The sequence below is a fragment of the Rahnella sp. EDr1-12 genome (assembly GCF_049206505.1).
GTDB lineage: Bacteria > Pseudomonadota > Gammaproteobacteria > Enterobacterales > Enterobacteriaceae > Rahnella > Rahnella rivi.
In genome coordinates this window covers 720,532-744,628 of record NZ_JBLZNY010000002.1, presented here as the reverse complement: position 1 = coordinate 744,628, position 24,097 = coordinate 720,532, and the positions used below count along the sequence as shown (strand labels likewise).

Below are 24,097 nucleotides of genomic sequence, written 5' to 3'. Positions count from 1 at the left end.
GACATAAAAAAACGGCGCCTGAGCGCCGTTTTTCTTTCTTATCGCTAAGCGACTTACTTCTTGATGCGGATAATTGGGGTTTCGCCCACTGTCACGCTACCAGTCAGTTTAATCAGCTCTTTGATCTCGTCCATGTTAGAGATAACAACCGGAGTCAGGGTAGACTTCGCTTTCTCTTCCAGAAGAGCCAGATCAAACTCGATAATCAAATCACCTTTCTTCACACGTTGGCCTTCTTCAGCGATGCGTTTGAAGCCTTCGCCTTTCAGTTCCACCGTATCGATACCGAAGTGAACAAACAGTTCGATGCCACTGTCGGATTCGATTGAAAAAGCATGGTTAGTTTCAAAGATTTTACCGATAGTGCCGTCAACCGGAGCAACCATTTTGTTGCCAGTTGGTTTGATAGCAATACCGTCGCCGACGATTTTCTCAGCGAAAACAACGTCTGGCACATCTTCAATGTTGACAATTTCACCAGAAATTGGCGCTACGATTTCAATAGTGCCAACGTCTTTTTTATCATCAGAAACCAATGATTTCAGTTTATCGAACAAACCCATGATCTTCTCCTAAGCATTAATTTGGGCAGCTTTACAGCATCGCGCAATTAGCAGAGTGTTTTTTCTTCAATGAACTTGTTGACCAGGTTCATCAACTCTTGCGCCGTAGGTTGAGCCAGAGCCTCATCTGCCAGCGCTTTCACATCTTCGAAGTTTGTATTGCGAATAATTTTCTTGATGCGTGGGATAGAGATAGCACTCATGCTGAACTCATCTAACCCCATGCCCAATAGAAGAAGTGTAGCACGTTCGTCACCGGCTAGCTCGCCGCACATCCCTGTCCATTTACCGGCAGCATGAGATGCGTCAATAACTTGCTTGATTAAGCCAAGTACAGACGGAGACATTGGGTTGTAAAGATGAGAGATCAGCTCGTTACCGCGATCCACAGCCAAAGTATACTGGGTGAGGTCGTTTGTACCAATACTGAAGAAATCGACTTCTTTTGCCAGATGGTGAGCAATCACGGCCGCGGCCGGAGTTTCTACCATCACGCCAACTTCGATAGTTTCATCGAACGCCTGGCCTTTCTCGCGCAGCTGGACTTTCAGCATTTCGAGTTCTGCTTTCAGTTCACGCACTTCTTCAACAGAAATGATCATCGGGAACATGATGCGCAGTTTACCGAACGCAGAAGCACGCAGAATACCTTTCAGCTGGTCGTGAAGAATTTCTTTACGGTCCAGACAGATACGGATTGCACGCCAGCCCAGGAACGGGTTTTCTTCTTTTGGCAGGTTCATGTACGGCAGGTCTTTATCACCGCCGATGTCCATGGTACGTACGATAACAGCTTGTGAACCCATCGCTTCAGCAACGGCTTTATAGGCCTGGAATTGCTCTTCTTCGGTAGGCAGGCTGTCACGGTCCATGAACAGGAATTCGGTACGATACAGGCCGACACCTTCAGCGCCATTGCGCTCTGCACCGGCGACGTCGCGCACGGTACCGATGTTGGCACAGACTTCAACCTGATGACCGTCCAGCGTAATCGCAGGCAGATCTTTCAGCTTGGTCAGTTCGTCTTTTTCAGAGATGTACTGGTTCTGAACCGCTTTCAGCTGGTCAATAATATCCGCCGTCGGGTTGACGTAGATTTTATTGTTCACGGCATCAAGGATCAGATAGTCATCGTTTTTGACTTGTTTGGTCACGTCGCTGGTACCTACGATAGCAGGCAGTTCCAGTGAGCGGGCCATGATAGAGGTGTGAGAAGTACGGCCACCTAAATCAGTAATAAAGCCGAGCACCTTGTTCAGGTTCAGCTGTGCTGTTTCTGACGGCGTCAGATCGGTCGCAACCAGAATCACTTCGTCCTGGATGGAGCTCAGATCGACAATCGCCATGTCCAGAATGTTGCGCAGAAGACGTTTACCGATGTCACGCACGTCAGCCGCACGTTCTTTCAGGTATTCATCATCAAGCTCTTCCAGGGCTTTCGCCTGGCCTTCAATCACCGAGTAAGCCGCTGCGTCAGCAGAAGCGTGCTCGTCTTTGATGAGGGCTATGATTTCCTGCTCAAGCTCTTCGTCTTCCAACAACATGATGTGGCCTTCGAAGATGGCTTCTTTCTCTTCACCGAAGGTCTCACCGGCTTTGGTCTTGATCACTTCCAGCTGGGCAGATGCTTTCGCACGGCCAGTAAGGAAACGTTCAACTTCCTGATCAACGTGATCGGGAGAGATTTTTTTCCGGTTGATGACAATTTCATCTTCTTTCAACAGAAGTGCTTTGCCGAAAGCGATACCGGGAGATACTAAAATGCCTGAAATCATAACCCTACCTTTCTCTTGACTGGTTTAAACTATATAAGAGCGGCTGTTGTTACTCGAGCTCTGCCATCAGTTTTACCAAGTGTTCAACGGCTTTCTGCTCGTCTTCACCTTCAGCTGAGAGGGTCACAACGGTACCTTGGGTCAGGCCCAAAGTTTGCAGTTTGAACAGACTTTTAGCGCTGGCGCTTTTACCGTTTGAAGTCACGGTGATGTCAGAAGTGAAACCTTTCGCTTCTTTCACGAATTGTGCCGCCGGGCGAGTGTGCAGACCATTAGGTGCAGTGATAGTAACTTCTTGCTGGAACATTGTTGTTTCCCCAACTTATTAAAGTAATGTTGTGGAGCTAAAGTTTAGCGTACTGGCTTCACTTTGGCCTGAGAGATTCGCGCCTGACTATGGTTCAGGGGCAGGTTCTGATGCAACAGAAAAGAGAAAATAGCGCACTCTGCGATAAAACTCTTTGCCCTAGATCTAGGCTTTCCTGTTATCACCCCATTATGCCGTCTTTTTCCCCCTTGTAACAAATCGGTAAATCGATTCAGCGGGAGGCGGGGTGGAAGCGATTAATTTCGCGCACCGAAATAATTGTCCGGTTAAATACTAAACCTGGCGGGTAAAATCAATGGCAGAGTGGTGTAAAGTTTGACGTAGCCCACAAAAAAGCACCCGTTAAGGTGCTTTTTTAATCGATTTCAAGGATGTGGCATTATTGTTGCAATTCTTTTTCAGTGAACAAATCTGCAAATAATGCGGTACTCAGATAGCGCTCACCGGAAGACGGTAAAATCACCACGATGGTTTTATCGGCAAAGTCGGCTTCTTCAGATAATTTCACTGCGGCGGCGACGGCTGCACCGGAAGAAATCCCGGCCAGAATCCCTTCTTCTTCCATCAGGCGGCGTGCCATCTGAATGGATTCATCATTTGTGATCAGCGTCACACGGTCCAGCAGTTCTAAATCCAGATTTCCCGGAATAAAACCGGCACCAATGCCCTGGATTTTGTGCGGGCCTGGTTTCACTTCTTCGCCGTTAAGCGTCTGGGTGATAACAGGGGAATCGGTTGGCTCCACGGCCACCAGCGTCACGCTGCTTTTTTTGCTTTTCAGATAACGGCCCGTTCCGGTGATAGTACCGCCGGTGCCGACGCCAGCAATCAGTACATCCACGTCGCCATCGGTATCTTCCCAGATTTCAGGGCCGGTGGTTTGTTCGTGAATGGCCGGGTTCGCCGGGTTGCTGAACTGCTGAAGGATCAGATAACGTTGCGGATCGCTGGCCTGAATTTCTTCCGCTTTGGCGATCGCCCCTTTCATGCCTTTTGCGCCTTCGGTCAGCACCAGATTGGCACCGAGAGCTTTGAGCAACTTGCGGCGTTCCACGCTCATGGTTTCAGGCATGGTCAGCGTCAGTTTGTAGCCGCGCGCGGCGGCGACGTACGCGAGAGCGATACCCGTGTTACCGCTGGTAGGTTCAACCAGTTCGATATCTTTGGTCAAAATCCCGCGTTTTTCGGCGTCCCAAATCATGTTGGCACCGATACGGCACTTCACACTGAAGCTCGGGTTACGCGACTCGACCTTAGCCAGGATACGTCCATTACCGATACGGTTCAGGCGAACCAGTGGCGTATGGCCGATTGTTAATGAATTGTCTTCATAGATCTTGCTCATAACCCGTCCTTTAACTGTATGAAATATCCACGGTGTGAAGCTTTCAACACTCTGAAATTAGTGGGAATCAGAAAAGCATACGCGAACGGCTTTTCGAGTGAAGTAAGCTTTTGGTATTTGGTATATCGATAGGTTATTAAGAAATAAGTTTGACGCGCAAAAGTCAAGTGAAGCGAACAGCCGCGCAGGGCGGCTGTTGAAATAAAAGGCTGTTAAAACAAGTGCTGACGCGGCTCAGCCACGTGTCGGATTGACGTCGCGGTTATTTCGGACATACAGATCCCGGTAACGATCGCACCACATCGCCGTCGCACCGCACACGGCAACCGGCAGGATCACCAGATTCAGCACCGGTATCATGGTAAACAGGCTGACCAGCGCGCCAAACTGCATGTTGTCGATTTTGTTTTTGCCGAGCGACCGCCGCATATCGGCAAAACTGACTTTATGATTATCAAAAGGATAGTCACAGTATTGGATCACCACCATCCAGGCGCTGAACAGGAACCAAAGCACCGGTGCTGCGGTCTGACCTATCACCGGAATGAAATACAGTGCGAAAAGCAGCAAAGCACGCGGCAGGTAATACGCCAGCTTCTGCCATTCGCGTTTCATGATGCGTGGCAGATCTTTCATGATGTCCCAGATGCCGGTATCCGGTGGGGCTTTGCCGGTCAGGCGGGCTTCAAGTTGTTCGGAAAGCAGGCCGCTGAAGGGCGCGGCAATCAGGTTGGCCAGGGTGCTGAAGAAATAGCTGAACACCAGCACCACGGAAATCACCGCCACCGGCCAGATCAGATAATCCAGCCAGCTGAGCCAGCCGGGAATGCGGCTCATCATCGCGGGGATCCATTCTCCCAGTTTGCTGAACAGCCACCAGAAGGCTCCGCCCATCAAAATCACGTTGACGGCGAGGGGCAAAATCACAAAACGTCGGTTCCCTGGTAAGGAAATGAGCGTCCAGCCCTGTTTGAAATAATGCACGCCATTGTGTTGTCCGGCGCCTGGTGATGAAGTCATGGATGAAATTTTCTCTCTGAGTTGAATGACATGGACTATCATATCGGTATGATTTTCCACTGGCTAGCCGCGTATTGGCGGAAAAAACAGCAAAAAAAGGTGCGACTACCATGTTTATTAGCAGAAAGTAGAGTCCAGACTTGCACTTATCTACGTGGGCAAATAGAGTTAAACATGTGAATGTTTGCCGTGGTGGCAATGAATTAGAACAACAGAGATAGCAATGATGCAGGATTTGCGTCTGATATTAATCGTTGTTGGCGCGATCGCCATAATAGCGTTGTTATTGCACGGTTTGTGGACCAGCCGTAAAGAACGCTCTTCGCTGTTTCGTGATCGTCCAGCTAAACGAATGAAAAAAGAACGGGACCAGTCTCCGTCGGACGATTTTGTCGATGGAGTGGGGGAAGTGCGCGTGCGTCCTGCTTATCCTCAGGATGAACCGACTTTTGGTCAGTATGATGAGCCAGAACAGGCTGCACCGCCACGTCAGCCACAGGTTCAGCCTGTGCAGCCAGCGCCAGCCCCTGCTGCTCGTCAACCGCAACCCGCTCAGCCTCAACACACTGCTGTTCAGGAAGATCCGCTGTTAAGTGGTTATTCTGCCGCTGAGCCTGATGTCGCATCCCGCCGCGAACCTGCGGTCGATTTTGCGCCTTCAGCGCCAGTGAGAACGCAGGCACCGGTTCCTCCGCAGGAGATTCATGCGGATGCAGCCCCTGCGGCGAAGGCAGAGCCTCAGTCGTCAGCTTTTGCGCCTGCTGAGCCAGATGCACCGGCAGAAAAAGCGAAGCTGAAAGAGACGGTTCTGGTGCTGCACGTTGCTGCGCATCAGGGCGGCGTTATCGGCGGCGAAGTGTTGCTCAACAGCGTGCTTCAGTCGGGCTTCCAGTTTGGTGCCATGAATATTTTCCATCGTCACGTCAGCCCTGCGGGCAGTGGTCCGGTGTTGTTCAGTCTGGCAAATATGGTCAAACCGGGTTCATTCGACCCTGACAATATGTCCGACTTCTCCACACCAGGAATTACGTTGTTCATGATGGTGCCTTGCTTTGGCGATGCGCATCAGAACTTCAAACTGCTGTTGCAGTCTGCCCAACGCATTGCCGATGATGTCGGTGCGATGGTGCTTGACGATGAGCGTCGTATGATTACGCCGCAGAAGCTCGAAACCTATAAAGCGCGGATCCGTGAGGTCCTCGAGGCGACTGCCTGACTCAGGCGGTTGTGACATCCCCTATCTCCTGACCCCCGCTTGCGGGGGTTTTTTATCTCCACGGTGAGTCATGGCCACTATCGAAGAACAAATCCACCAATTACGCACTCAGCTGCGCCATCACGAATATCAGTATCACGTTCTTGATGCCCCTGAAGTGCCTGATGCAGAATACGATCGTCTGATGCGCGAACTGCGCGAGCTGGAAACGGCATACCCTGATCTGGTCACCGCCGATTCACCGACGCAGCGCGTCGGTGCCGCGCCGCTTTCTGAATTCGGGCAGGTTAAACATCAGGTACCGATGCTTTCTCTGGATAACGTCTTCGATGAAGAGAGCTATCTGGCATTTTATAAGCGCGTTCAGGACCGGCTGAAAACGGCTGAACCGCTGACCTTCTGCTGTGAACTGAAACTCGACGGGCTGGCGGTCAGTCTGTTGTATGAGAACGGTGAACTGGTGCAGGCGGCCACGCGCGGCGACGGCACCACGGGCGAGAACATTACCGCCAACGTGCGCACTATCCGCGCCATCCCGCTACGTCTGCACGGTGACAATATTCCTGCGCGTCTCGAAGTGCGCGGTGAAGTGTTTATGCCGCAGCCGGGTTTTGAAGCGATGAACGAAGAAGCGCGTCGCACCGGCGGCAAGGTGTTCGCCAATCCGCGTAACGCGGCGGCGGGATCCCTGCGCCAGCTTGATCCGCGCATTACGGCCAAACGCCCTCTGACGTTTCTCTGCTACGGCATAGGTGTGCTGGACGGCGGTGAATTACCCCGCAGCCATTATGAACGCCTGCAACAGCTGAAAGCCTGGGGCCTGCCGGTCAGCGATCGCGTGCGAGTCTGCACCGGCAGCGACGAAGTGGTGGCGTTTTACCGTCAGGTGGAAGCTGACCGCCCTGCGCTGGGCTTTGATATCGATGGCGTCGTTGTCAAAATTGATTCACTGGATATTCAGGAAACGCTGGGCTTTGTAGCGCGTGCGCCGCGCTGGGCGACGGCGTTTAAATTCCCCGCGCAGGAGCAAATCACGCTGGTGAAAGACGTCGAATTCCAGGTTGGCCGGACCGGTGCGATTACGCCGGTGGCGCGCCTGGAACCGGTGCTGGTGGCGGGCGTCATGGTCAGTAATGCGACGCTGCACAATGCCGATGAAATCGAGCGTCTGGGCCTGCGCATCGGCGATACAGTTATCGTTCGCCGTGCCGGTGATGTCATCCCGCAGGTCGTTGGCGTGGTGATGGAAGAGCGCCCTGAAAATGCCCGCGAAGTGGTATTTCCGGCACACTGCCCGGTCTGTCATTCAGACGTTGAACGTGTGGAAGGCGAAGCCGTTGCCCGTTGTACCGGCGGGCTTATCTGTGGCGCACAGCGCAAAGAGGCGCTGAAACATTTCGTTTCCCGCCGCGCGCTGGACGTTGACGGCATGGGCGATAAAATTATCGATCAGCTGGTGGAAAAAGAGTACGTCAAAAATCCGGCGGATCTGTTCCGTCTGACCGCGGGCAAACTTACCGGCCTGGATCGTATGGGGCCGAAATCCGCGCAAAATGTGGTCAGCGCGCTGGAGAAAGCCAAAGAAACCACGCTGGCGCGTTTCCTGTATGCGCTCGGTATCCGCGAAGTCGGCGAAGCGACGGCGTCCAATCTGGCTGCACATTATGGCTCAGTGGAAGCGCTGAAAGCGGCGGATATTGAATCCCTGAAAACCGTTCCGGATGTCGGTGACGTGGTGGCGAAACACGTGGTGAATTTCCTGTCGGAAGAGCATAACCAGCAGGTGATCGACGAGCTGCTCAGCCCGGAAATCAACATTCACTGGCCGGAAGTACAGGTGATCGTACCGGAAGAGATCGACAGTCCTTTCGCCGGTAAAACCGTGGTGCTGACAGGATCGCTTTCGATCCTCTCCCGTGACGAAGCCAAAGATCGTCTGACGGCGCTGGGCGCGAAAGTCTCCGGCAGCGTATCGAAGAAAACCGATCTGGTGATTGCCGGTGAAGCGGCGGGATCAAAGCTTGCGAAAGCGCAGGAGCTTGGGATCGCGGTTATCGATGAAGCGGAGATGATCCGCCTGCTGGGTGAATAAGCGATGGAAAAAGAAGATCTGATCCAGATTGCCAATATGGTGATGCCGTTCGGTAAATATGCCGGACGGGTGCTGATCGACTTACCGGAAGAATATTTGCTGTGGTTCGCCCGCAAAGACGAATTTCCGCAGGGAAAACTCGGTGAGCTGATGCAACTGACGCTGACAATCAAAAGCGAAGGGCTGCAAAGTCTGATTAACCCGCTGCGCCGTAGCGGGCCGGGTCTGGGTGGAACTGACGACTGAGGTCAGGAAATAAATGAACAAAGGCGCTGATTTCAGCGCCTTTGTTGTTTCTACGATGCCGTAATCTGCGCTGACTTCTGCGCCATGTCCTGCTGTTTTTTCTGATATCTCTTCGCCAGCACCGCACAGGTCATCAGCTGAACCTGATGGAAAATCATCAGTGGCAACACCATCATGCCAATCGCGCTGACCGGGAACAGAATGTTGGCCATCGGGATCCCGTTCGCCAGGCTTTTTTTCGAACCGCAGAACACAATGGTGATTTCATCCGCTTTGCTGAAACCCATCCAGCGTGCCATGTAAGTATTGATCACCAGAATGAAGGCCAGCAGCACCACACTGAACACCACGATAAACAGCAGTGAACCCAGGCCAACCTGATGCCAGATCCCCTGAGTGACCGCCTCACTGAAGGCGGTATACACCACCAGCAGGATGGAGGTCTGGTCAGTTTTGCCAATCATCTTACGGTGACGTTCAACAAACCCGCCAATCAGCGGGCGCAACAAATGGCCGGCGATAAAGGGTACCAGCAGTTGCAACACGATGTGGCCGACCTGCTCAAGCCCGTTACCGGTGGTGCCCTGCACATGCATCAGCAGGCTCACCAGCAACGGTGAAACGAAAATCCCCAGCAGGCTTGATGCCGAGGCGCTGCACACCGCCGCCGCCACGTTACCGCCAGCCAGTGAGGTGAACGCGATCGCTGATTGCACGGTAGCAGGCAGAATGCACAGATAAACAAAACCGCTGTAAATCTGCGGGCTGACGTCTACCGGATGCCACCACTGAAACAGCAGACCGAGCACCGGGAACAGGATAAAGGTGCTGAACATCACCCACAGATGCAGCCGCCAGTTATTGCTGCCCTGAAATATCGCCTCACGCGACAGCTTGGCACCGTGCATAAAGAACAGCAGGCCGATGGCGATAATCGTCAGGTTATTGAAAAAGGCGACAAACATGCCGCTTGCCGGGAAAAACGTCGCCAGCAGCACGGTGGCGATCAGCGTAAGAGTGAAACGGTCGGGTAAGAAACGCATTGTGGTGTCTCAGAAAGGGGTCATATCGTTCCGCTATTCTGAGCCTGTGGGTTACAATTAAAAAATTGATTTATTTAATCCATTAATGCGGAAAATTCATGAATTATTCTCTCCGGCAGCTACGCGTTTTCGTCGCCGTTTCCCGCTACGGCAGCTTCAGCCGGGCAGGGGAAGCCATCGGCCTGAGCCAGTCGGCAGTCAGTCACAGCATGAAAGAGCTGGAAGGGGAGGTGGGCGTGCGGCTGCTGGATCGCACCACGCGGGAAGTGGCGCTGACCGATGCCGGGCGGCGTCTCGCAAACCGTGCCGAGCCTCTGCTCGATGAGTTGCACGCGATGCTGCTTGATACGCGAAGTTTCGGCACTCAGCACAATGGTCGCGTGCGGATTGCATCCAGCCAGACCATTTCCGCACAACTGATGCCTCAGTGCATCGCCAGCGGCGAACAGCTTTATCCCGACATTCGTATTTTACTCCGCGATCAGGCGCAGCAACTGGTGCTCAACAGCGTACGTAATGCGGAAGTGGATTTCGGTATTGTGATCGACCCCGGTGCCAGTACGGATCTCGACTGCGAACCGGTACTGAATGAGCCATTTTTGCTGATGTGTCCTGAAGATCATCCGTTTGCCAGCCAGAGCGCCATCAAGTGGAAAGCGTTAAACGGCTGCAAGCTGGTCTTACAGGATTACGCCTCAGGCAGCCGCGTGCTGATTGATAAAGCGCTGAAGTCACAGGGCGTAAAGGCGGAAATCGTTCAGGAGATCGGCCATACCGCGACGCTGTTCCCGATGGTGGAGGCTGGCATTGGCATCAGCGTATTTCCGGCGCTGGCGCTGCCGGTGCCACAGGGGAGCAGGCTGGCTATCCGGCCGCTCGAGCCGGAAATTAACCGCGTGCTGATGCTGGCAAAACGCAAGAACCGCTCGCTGTCTCCCGCCGCGCAGGCCATCTGGCAGGTAGTAAAAGACCAGGCTTTACTGCTGAGTGAAAAACGCAGCCAGCAGGGCATGTTCAAACCCTGACACCATGCTGGCTGTTTCTGACTAACGTCGGTTACACGTAGATATCAATGGCATTGGTGTCAGTTGGCTTATTAACGCCTTCTTCTTTTTTGATGTCAGACGCTTCTTCGGCTTTTTGCTGCTGCTCGAGAGCTTTATCGGCCTGCTGCTGTTGGATCTCCGCAATTTGCTGTTGCAGCATTTCGATTTGTTGCTGTAACAGTTCCTGCTGTTGTTTTACCTGTTCCTTATCGCCCCCTGAACTGCTCAGACTTTTGACCTGCTCGGTCAGTTTCTGAATCTGTTTCGTCAGCTGCGCAATCTGGCTGCTGCTGCCCGCATCGCTGCTGGAGGACGAACTCACCGAACTGCCGGTGGCACTGATTGTGCTCATAATAGCCTCGCTTAGTGTGGATAATTTTTTGCACGTAAGGGTGCTTAAGCGTTATCGGCGGCGCTGAGCCGGGCTTTATTGTTTTCGCAGATTTCTTACCCTGTCAGCGCGGCGCTTGCACGACAAGTTCCGGCCACCGTGTCAGCCAGCCTTTGCTGCTGATGCGTTCGGCAAAGACCGCAGGGATGGCATGACGCGGATTGGGCGTGATAGTGAACGTAAAAAGGGCCTCCAGCCCGAGTGGCGCATTGAGCTCGATCTGCCCGGCAGGGGTCATGCGTGCGCCAATCGCCGTTTCCACTTCAACCCAGTAACTGATGGCCTGTGCGCTGGAAGTATAAGGCGCGTGGCCGTGCCGCTGATGCATCCGCGCCTGATTCTTCACAGACCAGGGCAGGTCGGGTGAGGACTGTAACAGGCGCTGTTCGAGGCGTTGATCCTCCAGGGACGAACAATTCTCTGGACTGAAATACACCACGTCGATGTCGTTGAGCGGCGTCGCCTGATCGTAACCGTGCAGCCGATCCCACACCAGATTGCGTACGAATCCAGCCGCCAGCCAGGCATCGTTAAGCCCCAGTTTACGCACCTCGGTCAGGGCCCGCAGATGCAGTGGCTCTTCTGCGAGCCAGGTGATAATTCGTTGTTCCATCTCTTTCACGCGTCAGTCTCCGGAAGGGGGCGCTTTATTGTAGCCGCATTACATGACAGCACTCCAACGCACCGTTTCGGATTTTACGGCCACACCGGCGCGCCAAAATGAAGCAAAACGGCGGGCTGAAAGGTGTCAGGCCGCTTCGGCGCGGGATGGCTTAAGTGGTACAGCCTTTGCAGGATCGGATGTGGGCAGAAAGACCGGGCAGCACTGCGGCATTTTCGCTTCCAACAAAAATTGAGTTATCACCGGGCAGGGGATCACACATGCAAACCACGAAAGTCACTCCCGTTTTAAAGCGGACGCTGGGCAGTTTTAAACTCTGGGGCATCGCCGTCGGATTGGTTATTTCCGGCGAGTATTTTGGCTGGAGTTACGGCTGGGCTCAGGCAGGAACTCTGGGTTTTCTCATCACCGCACTGGTGATTGCCGCGATGTATTGCGCCTTTATCTTTAGTTTTACCGAACTCACCACCTCCATTCCTCATGCCGGTGGGCCTTTTGCCTACGCTTACCGCGCCTTCGGACCCACCGGGGGATTTGTCGCCGGATTCGCCACGCTGGTGGAGTTCGTCTTCGCGCCACCCGCCATCGCGATGGCGATCGGGGCCTATCTCAACGTACAGTTTCCTGCCATCGAACCCAAATGGGTGGCGGTTGGCGCCTATATCGTCTTTATGGTGCTCAACATTCTTGGCGTGAGCATTGCCGCAACCTTCGAGTTACTGGTCACGCTGCTGGCGATTTTCGAATTGCTGGTGTTTATGGGCGTGGTGGCACCTGGCTTTGAAATGTCGAACTTTATGCACGGCGGCTGGGCGGGCAGCGATACGTTCAGCCCGGCGGCGTTCTCCGGTATTTTTGCCGCGATCCCTTTCGCGATCTGGTTTTTTCTTGCCATTGAGGGTGCATCAATGGCCGCTGAGGAAGCGAAAGATCCGCAGCGAACCATTCCGAAAGCCTTTATCGGCGGGATCCTGACGCTCACCGTGCTGGCGCTCGGCGTGATGCTGTTTGCGGGTGGTGTGGGCGACTGGACGAAGCTGTCCAATATTAATGACCCGTTACCGCAGGCGATGAAACTGATTGTCGGCAGCGACAGCGGCTGGCTGCACATGCTGGTGTGGCTGGGGCTGTTTGGGCTTATCGCATCATTCCACGGCATCATTATGGGGTATTCCCGCCAGATTTTTGCGCTGGCGCGCGCGGGGTATTTACCGAAACGGCTGGCGACGGTGAACGCCCGTTTTCAGACTCCGCATCTGGGCATTATTGCCGGTGGCGTGGTGGGCATTGCGGCAATTTTCTCGGATTCTCTGATTGTGATTGGCGGCCAGCCGCTGACGGCAAATATCGTCACCATGTCAGTATTTGGGGCGATTGTGATGTATATCATTTCGATGGCAGCCCTGTTCAAACTTCGCCGCAGCGAGCCGAACCTGATCCGTCCGTTTCGTGCGCCGCTCTATCCTTTCGCTCCCGCGCTGGCACTGGTGCTGGCGGTGGTCTGTCTGGGGGCTATGATCTATTACAACACGCTGCTGTTTTTAATCTTCGCCGCTATGATGTTGCTGGCTTACGCCTGGTTCCTTCTCACCCATCAGGCACGCCGTGACGCAGCGGAAGACCCGCAGTTACGTGGATTGCGACCGGCATCGGCCAAAATCGGCAAATAACCCGGTTCGCTAAGGAGCGTTATGTTTCAGACCACATTGAGCCACCGCAGCTACCGGTTTAAAGATTTACGCGAGCTGATGGCAAAAGCATCCCCCGCACGATCGGGGGATTATCTTGCCGAAGTGGCGGCGGCCAGCGCAGAAGAGCGCATGGCGGCGAAGATGGCACTGGCGGAGGTGCCGCTGAAAACCTTCCTGCAACAACTGCTGGTGCCCTATGAACAGGACGAAGTTACGCGGCTGATTGTTGATACTCATGATGTCGCGGCGTTTGCCGCGATTTCACATCTCACTGTTGGCGATTTTCGTGACTGGCTGCTGAGTGAAAAAACCGACAGCGCGGTGCTGGCGGCGGTCGCCTGGGGGATCACCCCGGAAATGGCGGCGGCGGTCAGTAAACTGATGCGTAATCAGGATCTGATTCTGGTCGCTAAAAAATGCCGCGTGATCACCCAGTTTCGCAATACCATCGGGCTGCCAGGACACATGAGCGTGCGCCTGCAACCGAACCATCCGACCGATAATTTACAGGGTATTGCCGCCAGTATGCTCGACGGCCTGCTGTACGGGTCCGGCGATGCGGTGATCGGCATCAATCCGGCCAGCGACAGTTTACCGCTGCTGGAAAATCTCAATTACATGCTCGACGACATCATCACGCGCTTTGAGATTCCCACGCAATCCTGCGTGCTGACACACGTCACCAACACCATCAAGCTGGTGGAACGTGGTGCGCCGGTCGATCTGGTGTTTCAGTCGATTGCGGGTACGCAAGCGGCTAACAGTGGTTTTGGTATCGATCTCGCCTTGCTGGAAGAAGCGCAACAGGCGGCACTCAGCCTGAAACGCGGCACGCTTGGCGACAACGTGATGTATTTCGAAACCGGGCAGGGCAGCTGTTTGTCTGCCAATGCGCATTTCGGCATGGATCAGCAAACCTGCGAGGCACGGGCTTACGCCATCGCCCGGCGTTTTTCACCGCTGCTGATCAATACGGTGGTCGGCTTTATCGGGCCGGAGTATCTGTATGACGGCAAGCAAATCATTCGTGCCGGGCTGGAGGACCATTTTTGCGGAAAACTGCTGGGTGTGCCGCTGGGCTGCGATGTGTGTTACACCAACCACGCCGAAGCCGATCAGGATGATATGGACACGCTGCTGACGCTGCTGGGCACCGCCGGGCTGACATTCCTGATTGGCGTACCGGGCGCGGACGACATCATGCTCAATTATCAGAGCACCTCTTTCCACGATGCACTCTATATCCGCGAACTGCTGGGGCTGAAACATGCGCCGGAGTTTGCAGTCTGGCTGGAGAAAATGAACATCATCGATCCGCAGGGCATTTTGCAGGATGCCCGCGCGTCGCATCCGTTGCTGCGTCAGTTGCCGCAGTTAAGCTGAGGGAAGCCTGTGACACATAATGAGAAAGCACCGGGGGAAATCCAGCTGGTGCACAACAATCCGTGGGAAACGCTGCGTCAGTTTACCGCCGCACGTATTGCACTGGGGCGCACCGGTTCAAGCTTACCCACACAAGAACTGCTGCGTTTCGGTTTAGCTCACGCCCAGGCGCGTGACGCTGTGCATCAACCCTTTGACAGTGAATCGCTGGAAACCGAACTTCAGCAACTCGGGCTGAAAACGCTCACCGTCGCCAGCGCTGCATCGGACAGAGCCACCTATCTGTGCCGCCCCGATCTGGGGCGTAAACTTTCGGAAGAAAGCCGTCAGTCGCTGCAAAGCCTTAATGTGAAGCCGTCAGATGTTGTTCTGATTGTGGCAGACGGTTTGTCTTCGAAGGCGGTGCACCGTCAGGCCGTTCCGCTTATTCGTGCATTGCTGCCTTATTTAAACACGCTGGAACTGGCATTAGGGCCGGTGGTGCTGGCGCATCAGTCGCGCGTGGCGCTGGGCGATGATATTGCGCAGGTGATGAATGCTAAGGCGGTGGCGATTCTGATTGGTGAACGCCCCGGCTTATCCTCGCCGGACAGTCTGGGGATTTACATGACGTGGGGGCCGCACACCAAAAGGCTGGAATCAGAAAGAAATTGTATTTCGAACGTGCGTCCGGAAGGGCTGAACTATCCGCAGGCGGCTTTTAAGCTGGCGTGGCTGCTCGAACAATCATTCCAGCGAAAATTGTCGGGGGTAAATCTGAAGGATGAGAGCGATAACCCGGCGCTGCACAACAAAGTCGTGCCGATGTTTAAGCTGGAGTAGAGGAGGGAAAAAATAGAACCAGCAGCTGGTTCGCCTCCATCACGGTTTGAGTTCCGGAGTACAGAAACGAAAAAAGCGCCTAAAAGGCGCTTTTCTCTGAATTGGTGGGCCGTGCTGGATTCGAACCAGCGACCAATTGATTAAAAGTCAACTGCTCTACCAACTGAGCTAACGGCCCGCAGAAGTGGTGGGCGATGACGGGTTCGAACCGCCGACCCCCTCCGTGTAAAGGAGATGCTCTACCAACTGAGCTAATCGCCCACTTCTGGGTACTCCACAACGTAAGTCAGAAACTGCTGAGAAATGGTGGGCGATGACGGGTTCGAACCGCCGACCCCCTCCGTGTAAAGGAGATGCTCTACCAACTGAGCTAATCGCCCATTTCTCATTCCTGCTTACTATCACAACGCGTCCACTCTAAGAGTGGTGGGCGATGACGGGTTCGAACCGCCGACCCCCTCCGTGTAAAGGAGATGCTCTACCAACTGAGCTAATCGCCCCCGTCGTGATGGAGTCGCATTATAGGGATACTTGAAATTACGTCAACGCTTTTTAAAAACAAAAATGATCGTTCGGCTTATTTTTAGACAACATGACGTCTTTCTCGCCCGCGTAGTCGATTCTTTACGCATTCATGGTCTTAAACCGGCGACCTTACCCTGTATCAGCGTTGAGGAATCAGGGCAGAGTGGTAGAATGTCAGCCACTTTTTGTTAATTAAGAGCAGCGTTTCTTGGCGTTGCGTGATTAAGGTTGCACCCGGATGAAAATCAAAACCCGTTTTGCCCCAAGCCCGACCGGCTATCTGCACGTCGGCGGCGCCCGTACCGCACTGTATTCCTGGCTCTTTGCCCGCAACCTTGGCGGTGAGTTTGTGCTGCGCATCGAAGACACCGATCTCGAGCGTTCCACTCAGGAAGCTATCGACGCGATTATGGATGGCATGAACTGGCTGAATCTGGACTGGGATGAAGGCCCGTATTTCCAGACCAAACGTTTTGACCGCTATAACGGCGTGATCGACGAAATGCTGGAAAACGGCACTGCGTATAAATGCTATTGCTCTAAAGAGCGTCTGGAAGCGCTGCGTGAACACCAGATGGCGAATAACGAAAAGCCACGTTATGACGGCCGCTGCCGTGACAGCCATGAACATCACGCCGCTGATGAGCCGTGTGTGGTGCGTTTTCGTAACCCTCAGGAAGGTTCCGTCATCTTTGATGACCAGATCCGTGGCCCGATCGAATTCAGCAATGATGAGCTCGATGATCTGATCATTCGCCGTACCGATGGTTCTCCTACTTATAACTTCTGCGTCGTGGTCGATGACTGGGATATGGAAATCACCCACGTTATCCGTGGCGAAGACCATATCAATAACACCCCGCGTCAGATCAACATCCTGAAAGCGCTGGGCGCGCCTGTACCGGTTTATGCCCACGTTTCTATGATTCTGGGTGACGACGGTAAAAAACTGTCCAAACGCCACGGTGCGGTCGGTGTGATGCAGTATCGTGACGATGGTTATCTGCCTGAAGCGCTGCTGAACTATCTGGTGCGTCTGGGCTGGTCCCATGGCGATCAGGAAATCTTCAGCCGCGACGAAATGAAAGCGCTGTTCTCACTGGAAAACGTCAGCAAATCTGCCAGCGCGTTTAACACTGAAAAACTGCAATGGCTGAACCATCATTACATCAACGCGATGGATCCGCAGTACGTGGCGACCCATCTGCTGTGGCACGTAGAGCAGGCTGGCATCGAAACCCGTAACGGACCGCAGCTGTTTGAGATCGTGACCCTGCTGGGTGAGCGCTGCAAGACGCTGAAAGAGATGGCGGAATCTTGCCGTTACTTCTACGAAGATTTTGCAGAGTTTGATGCCGATGCAGCGAAGAAACACCTGCGTCCGGTGGCACGTCAGCCGCTGGAAGTAGTGCGTGCGAAACTGGCTGCCATCACTGACTGGACGGCTGAAAACATTCACCATGCCATTCAGGGCACGGCAGATGAGCTGGAAGTCGGAATGGGTAAAGTCGGTATGCCGCTGCGTGTCGCCGTGACCGGCGCAGGCCAGTCACCGGGTGTTGACGTGACCGTCCATGCTATCGGCCAGAGCCGCGTGCTGGCGCGTATCGACATGGCGTTAGCCTTTATTGCTGAGCGCGAAACACAAGCTCAATAATCACAGCCGCTCGTCATAAAAAAAGCCAGCGCGGGAAACCGGCTGGCTTTTTTCTTTTTATAAATCCGACGCGTGAAAAACGCCTGAATTAACGTTGTTCGGTCGCCGGTGTTGCTACCGTCGGGCGATAAGCCAGGAAGTACATCAGACCGACAAAGCCTGCACCGCCTACGGCGTTACCGAGGAATACGGCAACGAAGTTCGGGAAGTACTGGGACCAGCTCAGTGCGCCGGCAAAGATTGCCGCAGGCACGATGAACATGTTCGCCACCACGTGCTGGAACCCGATTGCCACGAATGCCATGACCGGGAACCACATGCCGATCACTTTGCCGCCAACGTCTTTACTGGCGAATGCCAGCCAGATCGCCAGACACACCAGCCAGTTGCAGCCGATCCCTGAAATGAAGGCATGCATAAAGTCAGCATTCACTTTTGCGGTGGCAGTGGCGACGGTTTTGCTGAGGAATGCGCCTTCCGTCAGCCCTAACACGTGGCCGAAGAAGTACGCGACCGCCAGGCTACCTAACAGATTGGCCAGCGTGACCCAGAACCAGTTACGCAATACGGCAAACAGACTGATCTGACGTGCGAACCAGGCAATAGGTAAGGTCATCATGTTACCGGTCAGCAGTTCTCCCCCTGCTAACACAGTCAGAATGATGCCTACCGGGAATACAGCGGCGCCCAGTAAGTTACTGAAAGAGCCCCAGGATGCAGGTAACGTCCCTATTACATGCAGATCCAGCAGGAAGCCGGTGGCGATGAATGCGCCCGCCAGGAAACCCAAAATTAACAAATTCAACACGGAGGAATGACTTTTCGTCACGCCTGCCGAGACAGCGATGGATGCGATTTCTTTAGGTGAATACAAGGACATGAGATTGCTCGTCGTAATGGATTATGATTATTGCGCGAGCAGTCTATTCTGAGAGTTATCTCAAAACAAGACGATTTTAATAGTCTGCTAACATTTCATTAATCATTCAAACGTGCTTGTTAATAAAATGTGTTTGCCGATCATAAAGCTAGTGAAAATGCGGTCTGGAGAGACGATCGTAAAACAACGCATCCTGCTAAAAATTTGTTTAAGGGCAGGGCGGATTTCCCTGCGAAATGGGGTATTTGGCGGCTTTTTCAGCGCTTGATTGCAGAAACCGATTTAGCCGTTGACAGGGTAGACACGGTTTCATATGATGCGCCCCGTTCACCGGTTTTTACTGGTTTGAATTGGGGGTATAGCTCAGCTGGGAGAGCGCTTGCATGGCATGCAAGAGGTCAGCGGTTCGATCCCGCTTATCTCCACCAACTTCCTTTCCAGAGTAAGTTGGCTGTTTCCCTCCAGAGGAAACAAAAAGTAAATGTGTACGACCTCGTGTGGGGGTATAGCTCAGCTGGGAGAGCGCTTGCATGGCATGCAAGAGGTCAGCGGTTCGATCCCGCTTATCTCCACCAAATATTAAAGAAACCCGCTTCGGCGGGTTTTTTGCTTTCTGCGCGTTGTCATTTTTCCTTCATGGTTGCAGCACGGAATTGCAGCCATAAAAAAACCCGCCGAAGCGGGTTTCTTTGTCGTTCAGTCGTTTGCTTACTTACGCCAGTACCAGACCCGCGATAGAAGCAGACAACACGCTGACCAGCGTTGAGCCGTACAGCAATTTCAGGCCGAAGCGTGAAACCACGTTGCCCTGATGTTCGTTCAGGCCTTTGATAGCCCCTGCCACGATACCAATCGAGGAGAAGTTAGCGAAGGACACCAGGAACACGGACAGGATACCGACGCTGCGTGGTGACAATTCAGCCGCCACTTTCTGCAGATCCAGCATCGCCACGAACTCGTTGGAAACCAGTTTGGTTGCCATCATGCTGCCCACCTGCAAGGCTTCGTGGCTTGGAACGCCCATCATCCATGCAAACGGATAGAAGACATAACCCAGCACGCCCTGGAAGGTGATACCGAATACCACGTCGAACAGCGCATTCAGGCAGGAAATCAGTGCGATGAAACCAATCAACATGGCTGCAACGATGATCGCCACTTTGAAGCCGGCGAGGATATATTCACCCAGCATTTCAAAGAAGCTCTGACCCTGGTGCGTGTTACCGATCTGCAGGTCTTCTTCCGAATCAACTCTGTAAGGGTTGATAAGAGACAGTACGATAAAGGTACTGAACATGTTGAGCACCAGCGCAGCCACGACGAAACGCGGTTCCAGCATGGTCATATACGCACCCACAATCGACATAGAAACAGTCGACATTGCCGTAGCGGCCATGGTGTACATACGTTTTTCAGACATCTTGCCCAGAATATCTTTATACGCGATAAAGTTTTCTGACTGACCCAAAATCAGGGAACTGATGGCGTTGAAAGATTCCAGTTTTCCCATGCCATTAATTTTCGACAGTACCGTACCGATGATACGGATGACGAAAGGCAGTACGCGAATGTGTTGCAAAATACCGATCAGTGCGGAAATAAACACGATCGGACACAAGACTTTCAAGAAGAAGAACGCTAATCCCTTATCGCTCATGCCCCCAAATACGAAGCCGGTTCCTTCCGCAGCGAATCCTAATAATTTCTCAAACATATCTGAGAAGCCTTTCACAAAACCTAAACCAATAGATGAGTTCAGGAAGAAATAGGCTAAAAGGACTTCGATCACTAACAGCTGAACGATGAAACGCAAACGGATGCTTTTACGATCACGGCTCACCAGTAAAGCGAGTACTGCGACAACGGCCAACGCTAATACAAAGTGCAAAATGTTAGACATGGGTGCTCCAAATTAGAGGCAGGCTATATTTCGACGGACATTCTATGTAACGCGTACATTTAAAACGTGAAGTCGCTTGCAAATATAGAAATTGCAGACATGAATTGCAACAAATCCCATTCCACCACACAAAAAATCAAGATGTTAAGAAAAATAGGCACAATTTGCTTTCTTGTGCTAGCTTTATCATGTGCCGTAATGCGTTCTAAATCTGGTCAAACAGCCTCTGTTTTAGGAAAGCGCGCGCGCCCGGATTGAGAAAGCCGGGCGGGCGAATAACCACTCAGTTATCACGTCGTCGCTTACTGCCTATCAGAATCATCGCTCAAATTTTTCTAAATGCACTTGATAATCATTATCATTTAGACGATATTTGTGTAAGCGTAATAATTGTAGGGGTTAATCCATTATGTTTAACAGCCGGACCGAATCTTCAGGCCGCGCATCCAGAAAGATGAAATTTTCGCTGATGGGACCGGCCTTTATTGCCGCCATCGGTTACATCGATCCGGGTAACTTTGCGACAAACATCCAGGCCGGGGCTTCTTACGGTTATCAGCTGCTGTGGGTCGTGGTCTGGGCTAACGTCATGGCGATGTTGATCCAGCTTCTTTCTGCCAAACTGGGTATCGCCACCGGCAAAAACCTGGCTGAACATATCCGCGATCGTTTTCCCCGTCCGGCTGTCTGGGCTTACTGGGTGCAGGCTGAAATTATCGCCATGGCGACCGATCTGGCGGAATTCATCGGCGCGGCGATCGGTTTCAAATTACTGCTCGGCGTGTCGCTGTTGCAGGGCGCGGTGCTTACCGGTATTGCCACCTTTATTATCCTCGGTCTGCAAAAGCGTGGACAAAAACCGCTTGAGCTGGTGATTGCCGGTTTGCTGCTGTTTGTGGCTGCGGCGTATATCGTCGAACTCTTCTTCTCGCAGCCCAGCATGCTGGCGCTCGGCAAAGGGATGCTGATCCCTTCTCTGCCCACCAGTGATTCTGTTTATCTGGCTGCCGGTGTGCTCGGCGCGACCATCATGCCGCACGTCATATATTTACACTCCTCACTGACCCAGCGGGCCGGTAAGGCATCGAAAGAACAGCGTTACTCTGCTACTAAGCTGGATGTCGGGATCGCCATGACCATCGCCGGTTTTGTGAATCTGGCGATGATGGCGACCGCCGCTGCCGCGTTCCACTTCAGCGGTCACAGCGGTATCAGCGAGCTGGATCAGGCTTATCTGACACTGCAACCGTTACTCGGCCATGCCGCCGCTACCACTTTTGGCCTGAGTCTGGTGGCTGCCGGTTTGTCTTCAACGGTAGTGGGTACCCTGGCGGGGCAGGTGGTGATGCAGGGCTTCGTGAAGTTCTACATTCCGATCTGGGTGCGTCGCGTGGTCACCATGATGCCTTCCTTTATTGTGATCCTGATGGGGCTGGATGCGACGCGCATTCTGGTGATGAGCCAGGTCTTGCTGAGTTTCGGGATTGCGCTGGCGCTGTTGCCGCTGCTGGCGTTTACCGGTAACCGCCATCTGATGGGTGAGATGACCAACACCAAAACCGTGCAGTGGGCAGGGCGGGTGATCGTCCTGATTGTTGTCAGCCTGAATCTCTATCTGCTGTTCGGCATGCTGAAATAATCACTGCATCGCTGCAAAAAAAACGGGACAGCGCAAACTGTCCCGTTTTTTTATCTGTGATCTTCGCGGATTAATGGCGGTGATCGCCATGACCCCGGTGGTCACCGTGTCCGCGGTCCGGGCCGCGACCTCTGTCATGACCATGACCCCTATCCGGCCCGCGGCCAGGATGATCATAATGCGGACGCCCGTAATAGCGCGGCGGAGGCGGACGATGATGAGAGCGGTTATCCCACCAGCCGCGATCGCGCCAGCGGCCGCCATCCCAGTAATAGCCGCGATGGCTGCGTTCACCGTAGTAACGCCCGCGGTGATTGTTCCACCAGCCCGCATCACGCCAGTCATACCCATCCCAGTAATAACCACGACGGTCGCGGTCACCGATATTGATTGAAAGCCCAGGCGTGCTCAGGCTAAAGCTGCTGGCCTGCACAGCGGGCGCTGCGGCAGGAAGCAATGCGAACAATAATGTACCGAACAGTAAAGGCTTAATCATGATGCCCCCAGATTCCTTATAATTTATGCTGACAGTTATAAGGTGAAGGCACCCGCTATTCTATGGGGGCAATCCTGTTTTGATTGATTTACCCACCCTTAACGGAATCCTTACTCAGCCTCCATAAAGAGATGTTTTTTCACCGTCAGGGTAAACGCTTACACTAAAATTGCTTCGATGGCAGTCAGCTCTTCCTGAGTGAAGTGACGGTTTGCCACCATGCCCACCGCATCGTCAATCTGGCTGGTTTTACTGGCGCCAATCAGCACTGACGTCACGCGGTCGCCGCGCAACACCCACGCCAGCGCCATCTGCGACAGTTTTTGTCCACGGGCCTGCGCGATGTCATTCAGCTTACGGACTTTCGCCAGCTTTTCTTCGGTCAGCTGATCGGTGGTGAGGAATTTACTGCCGCTGGCGGCGCGGGAATCTTCCGGAATACCTGCCAGATAGCGGTCAGTCAGCACGCCACCGGCGAGCGGTGAGAAGGCGATGGAGCCTACGCCGTTATCTGCCAGCGTATCGAGCAAATCGGCTTCAACCCAGCGCTCGAACATGGAATATTTCGGCTGATGGATCAGGCACGGCGTTCCCAGCTGTTTGAGAATGTCGAATGCCGCTTTGGCGCGGTCAGCCGGATAATTCGATAACCCGACATACAACGCCTTACCCTGGCGCACGATCAAATCCAGCGCGGCCATGGTTTCTTCCAGCGGCGTATCAGGATCCGGGCGGTGATGATAGAAGACATCGACGTAGTCCAGCCCCATGCGTTTCAGGCTCTGGTTCAGGCTGGCGACCAGATATTTTTTCGAACCCCAGTCTCCGTACGGGCCGTCCCACATGGTGTAACCGGCTTTGGAGGAGATAATCAGTTCGTCGCGATAAGGCAGTAAATCTTCCTGCAAAATACGGCCAAAATGCTGTTCTGCCGAGCCCGGTGGTGGCCCGTAGTTGTTGGCGAGGTCGAAGTGGGTGATTCCGTGGTCAAAAGCATGACGGATAAGATTGCGGCCATTCTCAAAATGCGCGTTATCGCCGAAGTTATGCCACAGGCCGAGAGAAACGGCAGGCAGTTTCAGGCCGCTTTGGCCGCAGCGACGATATTCCATCTTTTCGTAACGGTTTGAACTAGCAAGATACGGCATAGGAACCTTTATTGTTTGAGGTAGGTGTCGTGTAAGGAATCAGATAAAAACCCTTTTAGTGTATGCGCTTTCACTAACAATTCCAGCTACCACGATCACAACCAGAACAATCCTTACGGCGCGTTACCGTTGAAAAACAGGGCTATTCCTTCCCGCTATTACTTATACTGTTCAGGGGCTGCCCGTACGAGATCGCAGTGCAGCACTGTAACTCTGCGTTGCCACGTCTTTTTTCGAATAAAAAATATCCTATTCCCCGGTTTGGCGTA

General features: G+C 53.3%; 21 protein-coding genes and 6 tRNA genes. 11 read left to right on the top strand and 16 right to left on the bottom strand.

Going from position 1 to position 24,097, the window contains the following annotated elements; translation table 11 throughout:
• Window positions 1–53 precede the first annotated feature (53 nt).
• The 5 genes from crr to cysZ all read right to left on the bottom strand — a co-directional run bounded on the left by crr (window position 54) and on the right by cysZ (window position 5,031).
• Complete coding sequence (gene crr / locus ACO0U8_RS12765; RefSeq protein ID WP_056774079.1) at window positions 54–563, bottom strand: PTS glucose transporter subunit IIA; 510 nt, start codon at window positions 561–563, stop codon at window positions 54–56.
• Between the two features lie 47 nt (window positions 564–610).
• Window positions 611–2,338: a phosphoenolpyruvate-protein phosphotransferase PtsI gene (ptsI, locus tag ACO0U8_RS12760; RefSeq protein WP_056774083.1), complete on the bottom strand. Its 1,728-nt coding sequence runs from the start codon at window positions 2,336–2,338 to the stop codon at window positions 611–613.
• Between the two features lie 49 nt (window positions 2,339–2,387).
• On the bottom strand, window positions 2,388–2,645 hold the full coding sequence (ptsH, locus tag ACO0U8_RS12755) for a phosphocarrier protein Hpr (RefSeq protein ID WP_003038086.1): 258 nt from the start codon (window positions 2,643–2,645) through the stop codon (window positions 2,388–2,390).
• 400 nt (window positions 2,646–3,045) lie between these two features.
• A complete protein-coding gene (cysK, locus tag ACO0U8_RS12750) occupies window positions 3,046–4,011 on the bottom strand; it encodes a cysteine synthase A (RefSeq protein ID WP_056774087.1) in 966 nt (321 codons plus the stop codon).
• Between the two features lie 234 nt (window positions 4,012–4,245).
• Window positions 4,246–5,031, bottom strand: coding sequence for a sulfate transporter CysZ (cysZ, locus tag ACO0U8_RS12745; RefSeq protein WP_421670906.1), 786 nt, complete (start codon window positions 5,029–5,031; stop codon window positions 4,246–4,248).
• A gap of 223 nt (window positions 5,032–5,254) precedes the next feature.
• Between cysZ and zipA the strand changes: the two genes are divergently transcribed.
• The 3 genes from zipA (at window position 5,255) to ACO0U8_RS12730 (ending at window position 8,585) form a co-directional block, all read left to right on the top strand.
• A complete protein-coding gene (gene zipA, locus ACO0U8_RS12740) occupies window positions 5,255–6,247 on the top strand; it encodes a cell division protein ZipA (protein WP_122097465.1) in 993 nt (330 codons plus the stop codon).
• A 70-nt stretch (window positions 6,248–6,317) separates the two neighbouring features.
• On the top strand, window positions 6,318–8,339 hold the full coding sequence (gene ligA, locus ACO0U8_RS12735) for an NAD-dependent DNA ligase LigA (RefSeq protein WP_056774099.1): 2,022 nt from the start codon (window positions 6,318–6,320) through the stop codon (window positions 8,337–8,339).
• A 3-nt stretch (window positions 8,340–8,342) separates the two neighbouring features.
• A complete protein-coding gene (locus ACO0U8_RS12730) occupies window positions 8,343–8,585 on the top strand; it encodes a DUF3820 family protein (RefSeq protein WP_421670905.1) in 243 nt (80 codons plus the stop codon).
• A gap of 50 nt (window positions 8,586–8,635) precedes the next feature.
• Here ACO0U8_RS12730 and ACO0U8_RS12725 read toward each other — a convergent pair whose 3' ends face one another.
• Entirely contained in the window at window positions 8,636–9,628 is a 993-nt protein-coding gene (locus tag ACO0U8_RS12725) for a bile acid:sodium symporter family protein (RefSeq protein ID WP_421670904.1), read from the bottom strand.
• Window positions 9,629–9,726: 98 nt separating this feature from the next.
• On the opposite strand from ACO0U8_RS12725, the gene ACO0U8_RS12720 reads away from it, so the two are divergent.
• A complete protein-coding gene (locus ACO0U8_RS12720) occupies window positions 9,727–10,653 on the top strand; it encodes a LysR family transcriptional regulator (protein WP_056774109.1) in 927 nt (308 codons plus the stop codon).
• A 31-nt stretch (window positions 10,654–10,684) separates the two neighbouring features.
• On the opposite strand, the gene ACO0U8_RS12715 is transcribed toward ACO0U8_RS12720, so the two are convergent.
• The gene (locus ACO0U8_RS12715; RefSeq protein WP_217204582.1) at window positions 10,685–11,026 is read right to left on the bottom strand and encodes a FlxA-like family protein; all 342 of its coding nucleotides are present in this window, start codon (window positions 11,024–11,026) and stop codon (window positions 10,685–10,687) included.
• Between the two features lie 103 nt (window positions 11,027–11,129).
• The gene (locus ACO0U8_RS12710; protein ID WP_421670997.1) at window positions 11,130–11,678 is read right to left on the bottom strand and encodes a nucleotidyltransferase family protein; all 549 of its coding nucleotides are present in this window, start codon (window positions 11,676–11,678) and stop codon (window positions 11,130–11,132) included.
• A 269-nt stretch (window positions 11,679–11,947) separates the two neighbouring features.
• Between ACO0U8_RS12710 and eat the strand changes: the two genes are divergently transcribed.
• From eat to eutC, 3 genes are read left to right on the top strand one after another with little or no spacing between them, the layout of a single operon-like run.
• Window positions 11,948–13,357 carry an ethanolamine permease gene (eat, locus tag ACO0U8_RS12705; protein ID WP_056774116.1) on the top strand — a complete coding sequence of 470 codons (1,410 nt, stop codon included), beginning with the start codon at window positions 11,948–11,950 and terminating at the stop codon, window positions 13,355–13,357.
• A gap of 21 nt (window positions 13,358–13,378) precedes the next feature.
• Window positions 13,379–14,761 carry an ethanolamine ammonia-lyase subunit EutB gene (locus ACO0U8_RS12700; RefSeq protein ID WP_056774120.1) on the top strand — a complete coding sequence of 461 codons (1,383 nt, stop codon included), beginning with the start codon at window positions 13,379–13,381 and terminating at the stop codon, window positions 14,759–14,761.
• A 9-nt stretch (window positions 14,762–14,770) separates the two neighbouring features.
• Complete coding sequence (gene eutC, locus ACO0U8_RS12695) at window positions 14,771–15,583, top strand: ethanolamine ammonia-lyase subunit EutC (RefSeq protein ID WP_421670903.1); 813 nt, start codon at window positions 14,771–14,773, stop codon at window positions 15,581–15,583.
• Window positions 15,584–15,685: 102 nt separating this feature from the next.
• Here the strand turns inward: eutC and ACO0U8_RS12690 are convergent.
• The 4 genes from ACO0U8_RS12690 to ACO0U8_RS12675 all read right to left on the bottom strand — a co-directional run bounded on the left by ACO0U8_RS12690 (window position 15,686) and on the right by ACO0U8_RS12675 (window position 16,083).
• Window positions 15,686–15,761: transfer RNA gene (locus ACO0U8_RS12690), tRNA-Lys, on the bottom strand.
• 7 nt (window positions 15,762–15,768) lie between these two features.
• Window positions 15,769–15,844: transfer RNA gene (locus ACO0U8_RS12685), tRNA-Val, on the bottom strand.
• A gap of 43 nt (window positions 15,845–15,887) precedes the next feature.
• A tRNA-Val gene (locus tag ACO0U8_RS12680) sits at window positions 15,888–15,963 on the bottom strand.
• Between the two features lie 44 nt (window positions 15,964–16,007).
• Window positions 16,008–16,083, bottom strand: a tRNA-Val gene (locus ACO0U8_RS12675).
• Window positions 16,084–16,346: 263 nt separating this feature from the next.
• On the opposite strand from ACO0U8_RS12675, the gene gltX reads away from it, so the two are divergent.
• Window positions 16,347–17,765 (top strand): glutamate--tRNA ligase, encoded by a 1,419-nt coding sequence (gene gltX, locus ACO0U8_RS12670; protein WP_056774124.1) that lies wholly within the window; start codon window positions 16,347–16,349, stop codon window positions 17,763–17,765.
• A gap of 88 nt (window positions 17,766–17,853) precedes the next feature.
• Here the strand turns inward: gltX and ACO0U8_RS12665 are convergent, their stop codons facing one another.
• On the bottom strand, window positions 17,854–18,645 hold the full coding sequence (locus ACO0U8_RS12665; protein ID WP_056774127.1) for a formate/nitrite transporter family protein: 792 nt from the start codon (window positions 18,643–18,645) through the stop codon (window positions 17,854–17,856).
• 352 nt (window positions 18,646–18,997) lie between these two features.
• Between ACO0U8_RS12665 and ACO0U8_RS12660 the strand changes: the two genes are divergently transcribed.
• Together ACO0U8_RS12660 and ACO0U8_RS12655 are read left to right on the top strand one after the other, a co-directional pair.
• Window positions 18,998–19,073: transfer RNA gene (locus tag ACO0U8_RS12660), tRNA-Ala, on the top strand.
• Between the two features lie 71 nt (window positions 19,074–19,144).
• Window positions 19,145–19,220, top strand: a tRNA-Ala gene (locus tag ACO0U8_RS12655).
• Between the two features lie 137 nt (window positions 19,221–19,357).
• Here ACO0U8_RS12655 and ACO0U8_RS12650 read toward each other — a convergent pair.
• Window positions 19,358–20,545, bottom strand: a complete 1,188-nt coding sequence (locus tag ACO0U8_RS12650; protein WP_056774132.1) for a NupC/NupG family nucleoside CNT transporter — start codon at window positions 20,543–20,545, stop codon at window positions 19,358–19,360.
• A gap of 409 nt (window positions 20,546–20,954) precedes the next feature.
• Here ACO0U8_RS12650 and ACO0U8_RS12645 point away from each other — a divergent pair, with 409 nt between their 5' ends.
• Window positions 20,955–22,184 (top strand): Nramp family divalent metal transporter, encoded by a 1,230-nt coding sequence (locus tag ACO0U8_RS12645; protein WP_056774135.1) that lies wholly within the window; start codon window positions 20,955–20,957, stop codon window positions 22,182–22,184.
• Window positions 22,185–22,254: 70 nt separating this feature from the next.
• On the opposite strand, the gene ACO0U8_RS12640 is transcribed toward ACO0U8_RS12645, so the two are convergent.
• Both ACO0U8_RS12640 and mgrA read right to left on the bottom strand, forming a co-directional pair.
• Window positions 22,255–22,680, bottom strand: a complete 426-nt coding sequence (locus ACO0U8_RS12640; RefSeq protein WP_072158081.1) for a DUF2502 domain-containing protein — start codon at window positions 22,678–22,680, stop codon at window positions 22,255–22,257.
• Window positions 22,681–22,838: 158 nt separating this feature from the next.
• A complete protein-coding gene (gene mgrA / locus ACO0U8_RS12635) occupies window positions 22,839–23,828 on the bottom strand; it encodes an L-glyceraldehyde 3-phosphate reductase (RefSeq protein ID WP_217204580.1) in 990 nt (329 codons plus the stop codon).
• Between the last annotated feature and the right edge of the window lie 269 nt (window positions 23,829–24,097).

Excerpts from the sequence above, each read along its gene's own strand:
- crr (WP_056774079.1), bottom strand. The coding sequence starts at position 563 with ATGGGTTTGTTCGATAAACTGAAATCATTGGTTTCTGATGATAAAAAA.
- ptsI (WP_056774083.1), bottom strand. The coding sequence starts at position 2,338 with ATGATTTCAGGCATTTTAGTATCTCCCGGTATCGCTTTCGGCAAAGCA.
- ptsH (WP_003038086.1), bottom strand. The coding sequence starts at position 2,645 with ATGTTCCAGCAAGAAGTTACTATCACTGCACCTAATGGTCTGCACACT.
- cysK (WP_056774087.1), bottom strand. The coding sequence starts at position 4,011 with ATGAGCAAGATCTATGAAGACAATTCATTAACAATCGGCCATACGCCA.
- cysZ (WP_421670906.1), bottom strand. The coding sequence starts at position 5,031 with ATGACTTCATCACCAGGCGCCGGACAACACAATGGCGTGCATTATTTC.
- zipA (WP_122097465.1), top strand. The coding sequence starts at position 5,255 with ATGATGCAGGATTTGCGTCTGATATTAATCGTTGTTGGCGCGATCGCC.
- ligA (WP_056774099.1), top strand. The coding sequence starts at position 6,318 with ATGGCCACTATCGAAGAACAAATCCACCAATTACGCACTCAGCTGCGC.
- ACO0U8_RS12730 (WP_421670905.1), top strand. The coding sequence starts at position 8,343 with ATGGAAAAAGAAGATCTGATCCAGATTGCCAATATGGTGATGCCGTTC.
- ACO0U8_RS12725 (WP_421670904.1), bottom strand. The coding sequence starts at position 9,628 with ATGCGTTTCTTACCCGACCGTTTCACTCTTACGCTGATCGCCACCGTG.
- ACO0U8_RS12720 (WP_056774109.1), top strand. The coding sequence starts at position 9,727 with ATGAATTATTCTCTCCGGCAGCTACGCGTTTTCGTCGCCGTTTCCCGC.
- ACO0U8_RS12715 (WP_217204582.1), bottom strand. The coding sequence starts at position 11,026 with ATGAGCACAATCAGTGCCACCGGCAGTTCGGTGAGTTCGTCCTCCAGC.
- ACO0U8_RS12710 (WP_421670997.1), bottom strand. The coding sequence starts at position 11,678 with ATGGAACAACGAATTATCACCTGGCTCGCAGAAGAGCCACTGCATCTG.
- eat (WP_056774116.1), top strand. The coding sequence starts at position 11,948 with ATGCAAACCACGAAAGTCACTCCCGTTTTAAAGCGGACGCTGGGCAGT.
- ACO0U8_RS12700 (WP_056774120.1), top strand. The coding sequence starts at position 13,379 with ATGTTTCAGACCACATTGAGCCACCGCAGCTACCGGTTTAAAGATTTA.
- gltX (WP_056774124.1), top strand. The coding sequence starts at position 16,347 with ATGAAAATCAAAACCCGTTTTGCCCCAAGCCCGACCGGCTATCTGCAC.
- ACO0U8_RS12665 (WP_056774127.1), bottom strand. The coding sequence starts at position 18,645 with ATGTCCTTGTATTCACCTAAAGAAATCGCATCCATCGCTGTCTCGGCA.
- ACO0U8_RS12650 (WP_056774132.1), bottom strand. The coding sequence starts at position 20,545 with ATGTCTAACATTTTGCACTTTGTATTAGCGTTGGCCGTTGTCGCAGTA.
- ACO0U8_RS12645 (WP_056774135.1), top strand. The coding sequence starts at position 20,955 with ATGTTTAACAGCCGGACCGAATCTTCAGGCCGCGCATCCAGAAAGATG.
- ACO0U8_RS12640 (WP_072158081.1), bottom strand. The coding sequence starts at position 22,680 with ATGATTAAGCCTTTACTGTTCGGTACATTATTGTTCGCATTGCTTCCT.
- mgrA (WP_217204580.1), bottom strand. The coding sequence starts at position 23,828 with ATGCCGTATCTTGCTAGTTCAAACCGTTACGAAAAGATGGAATATCGT.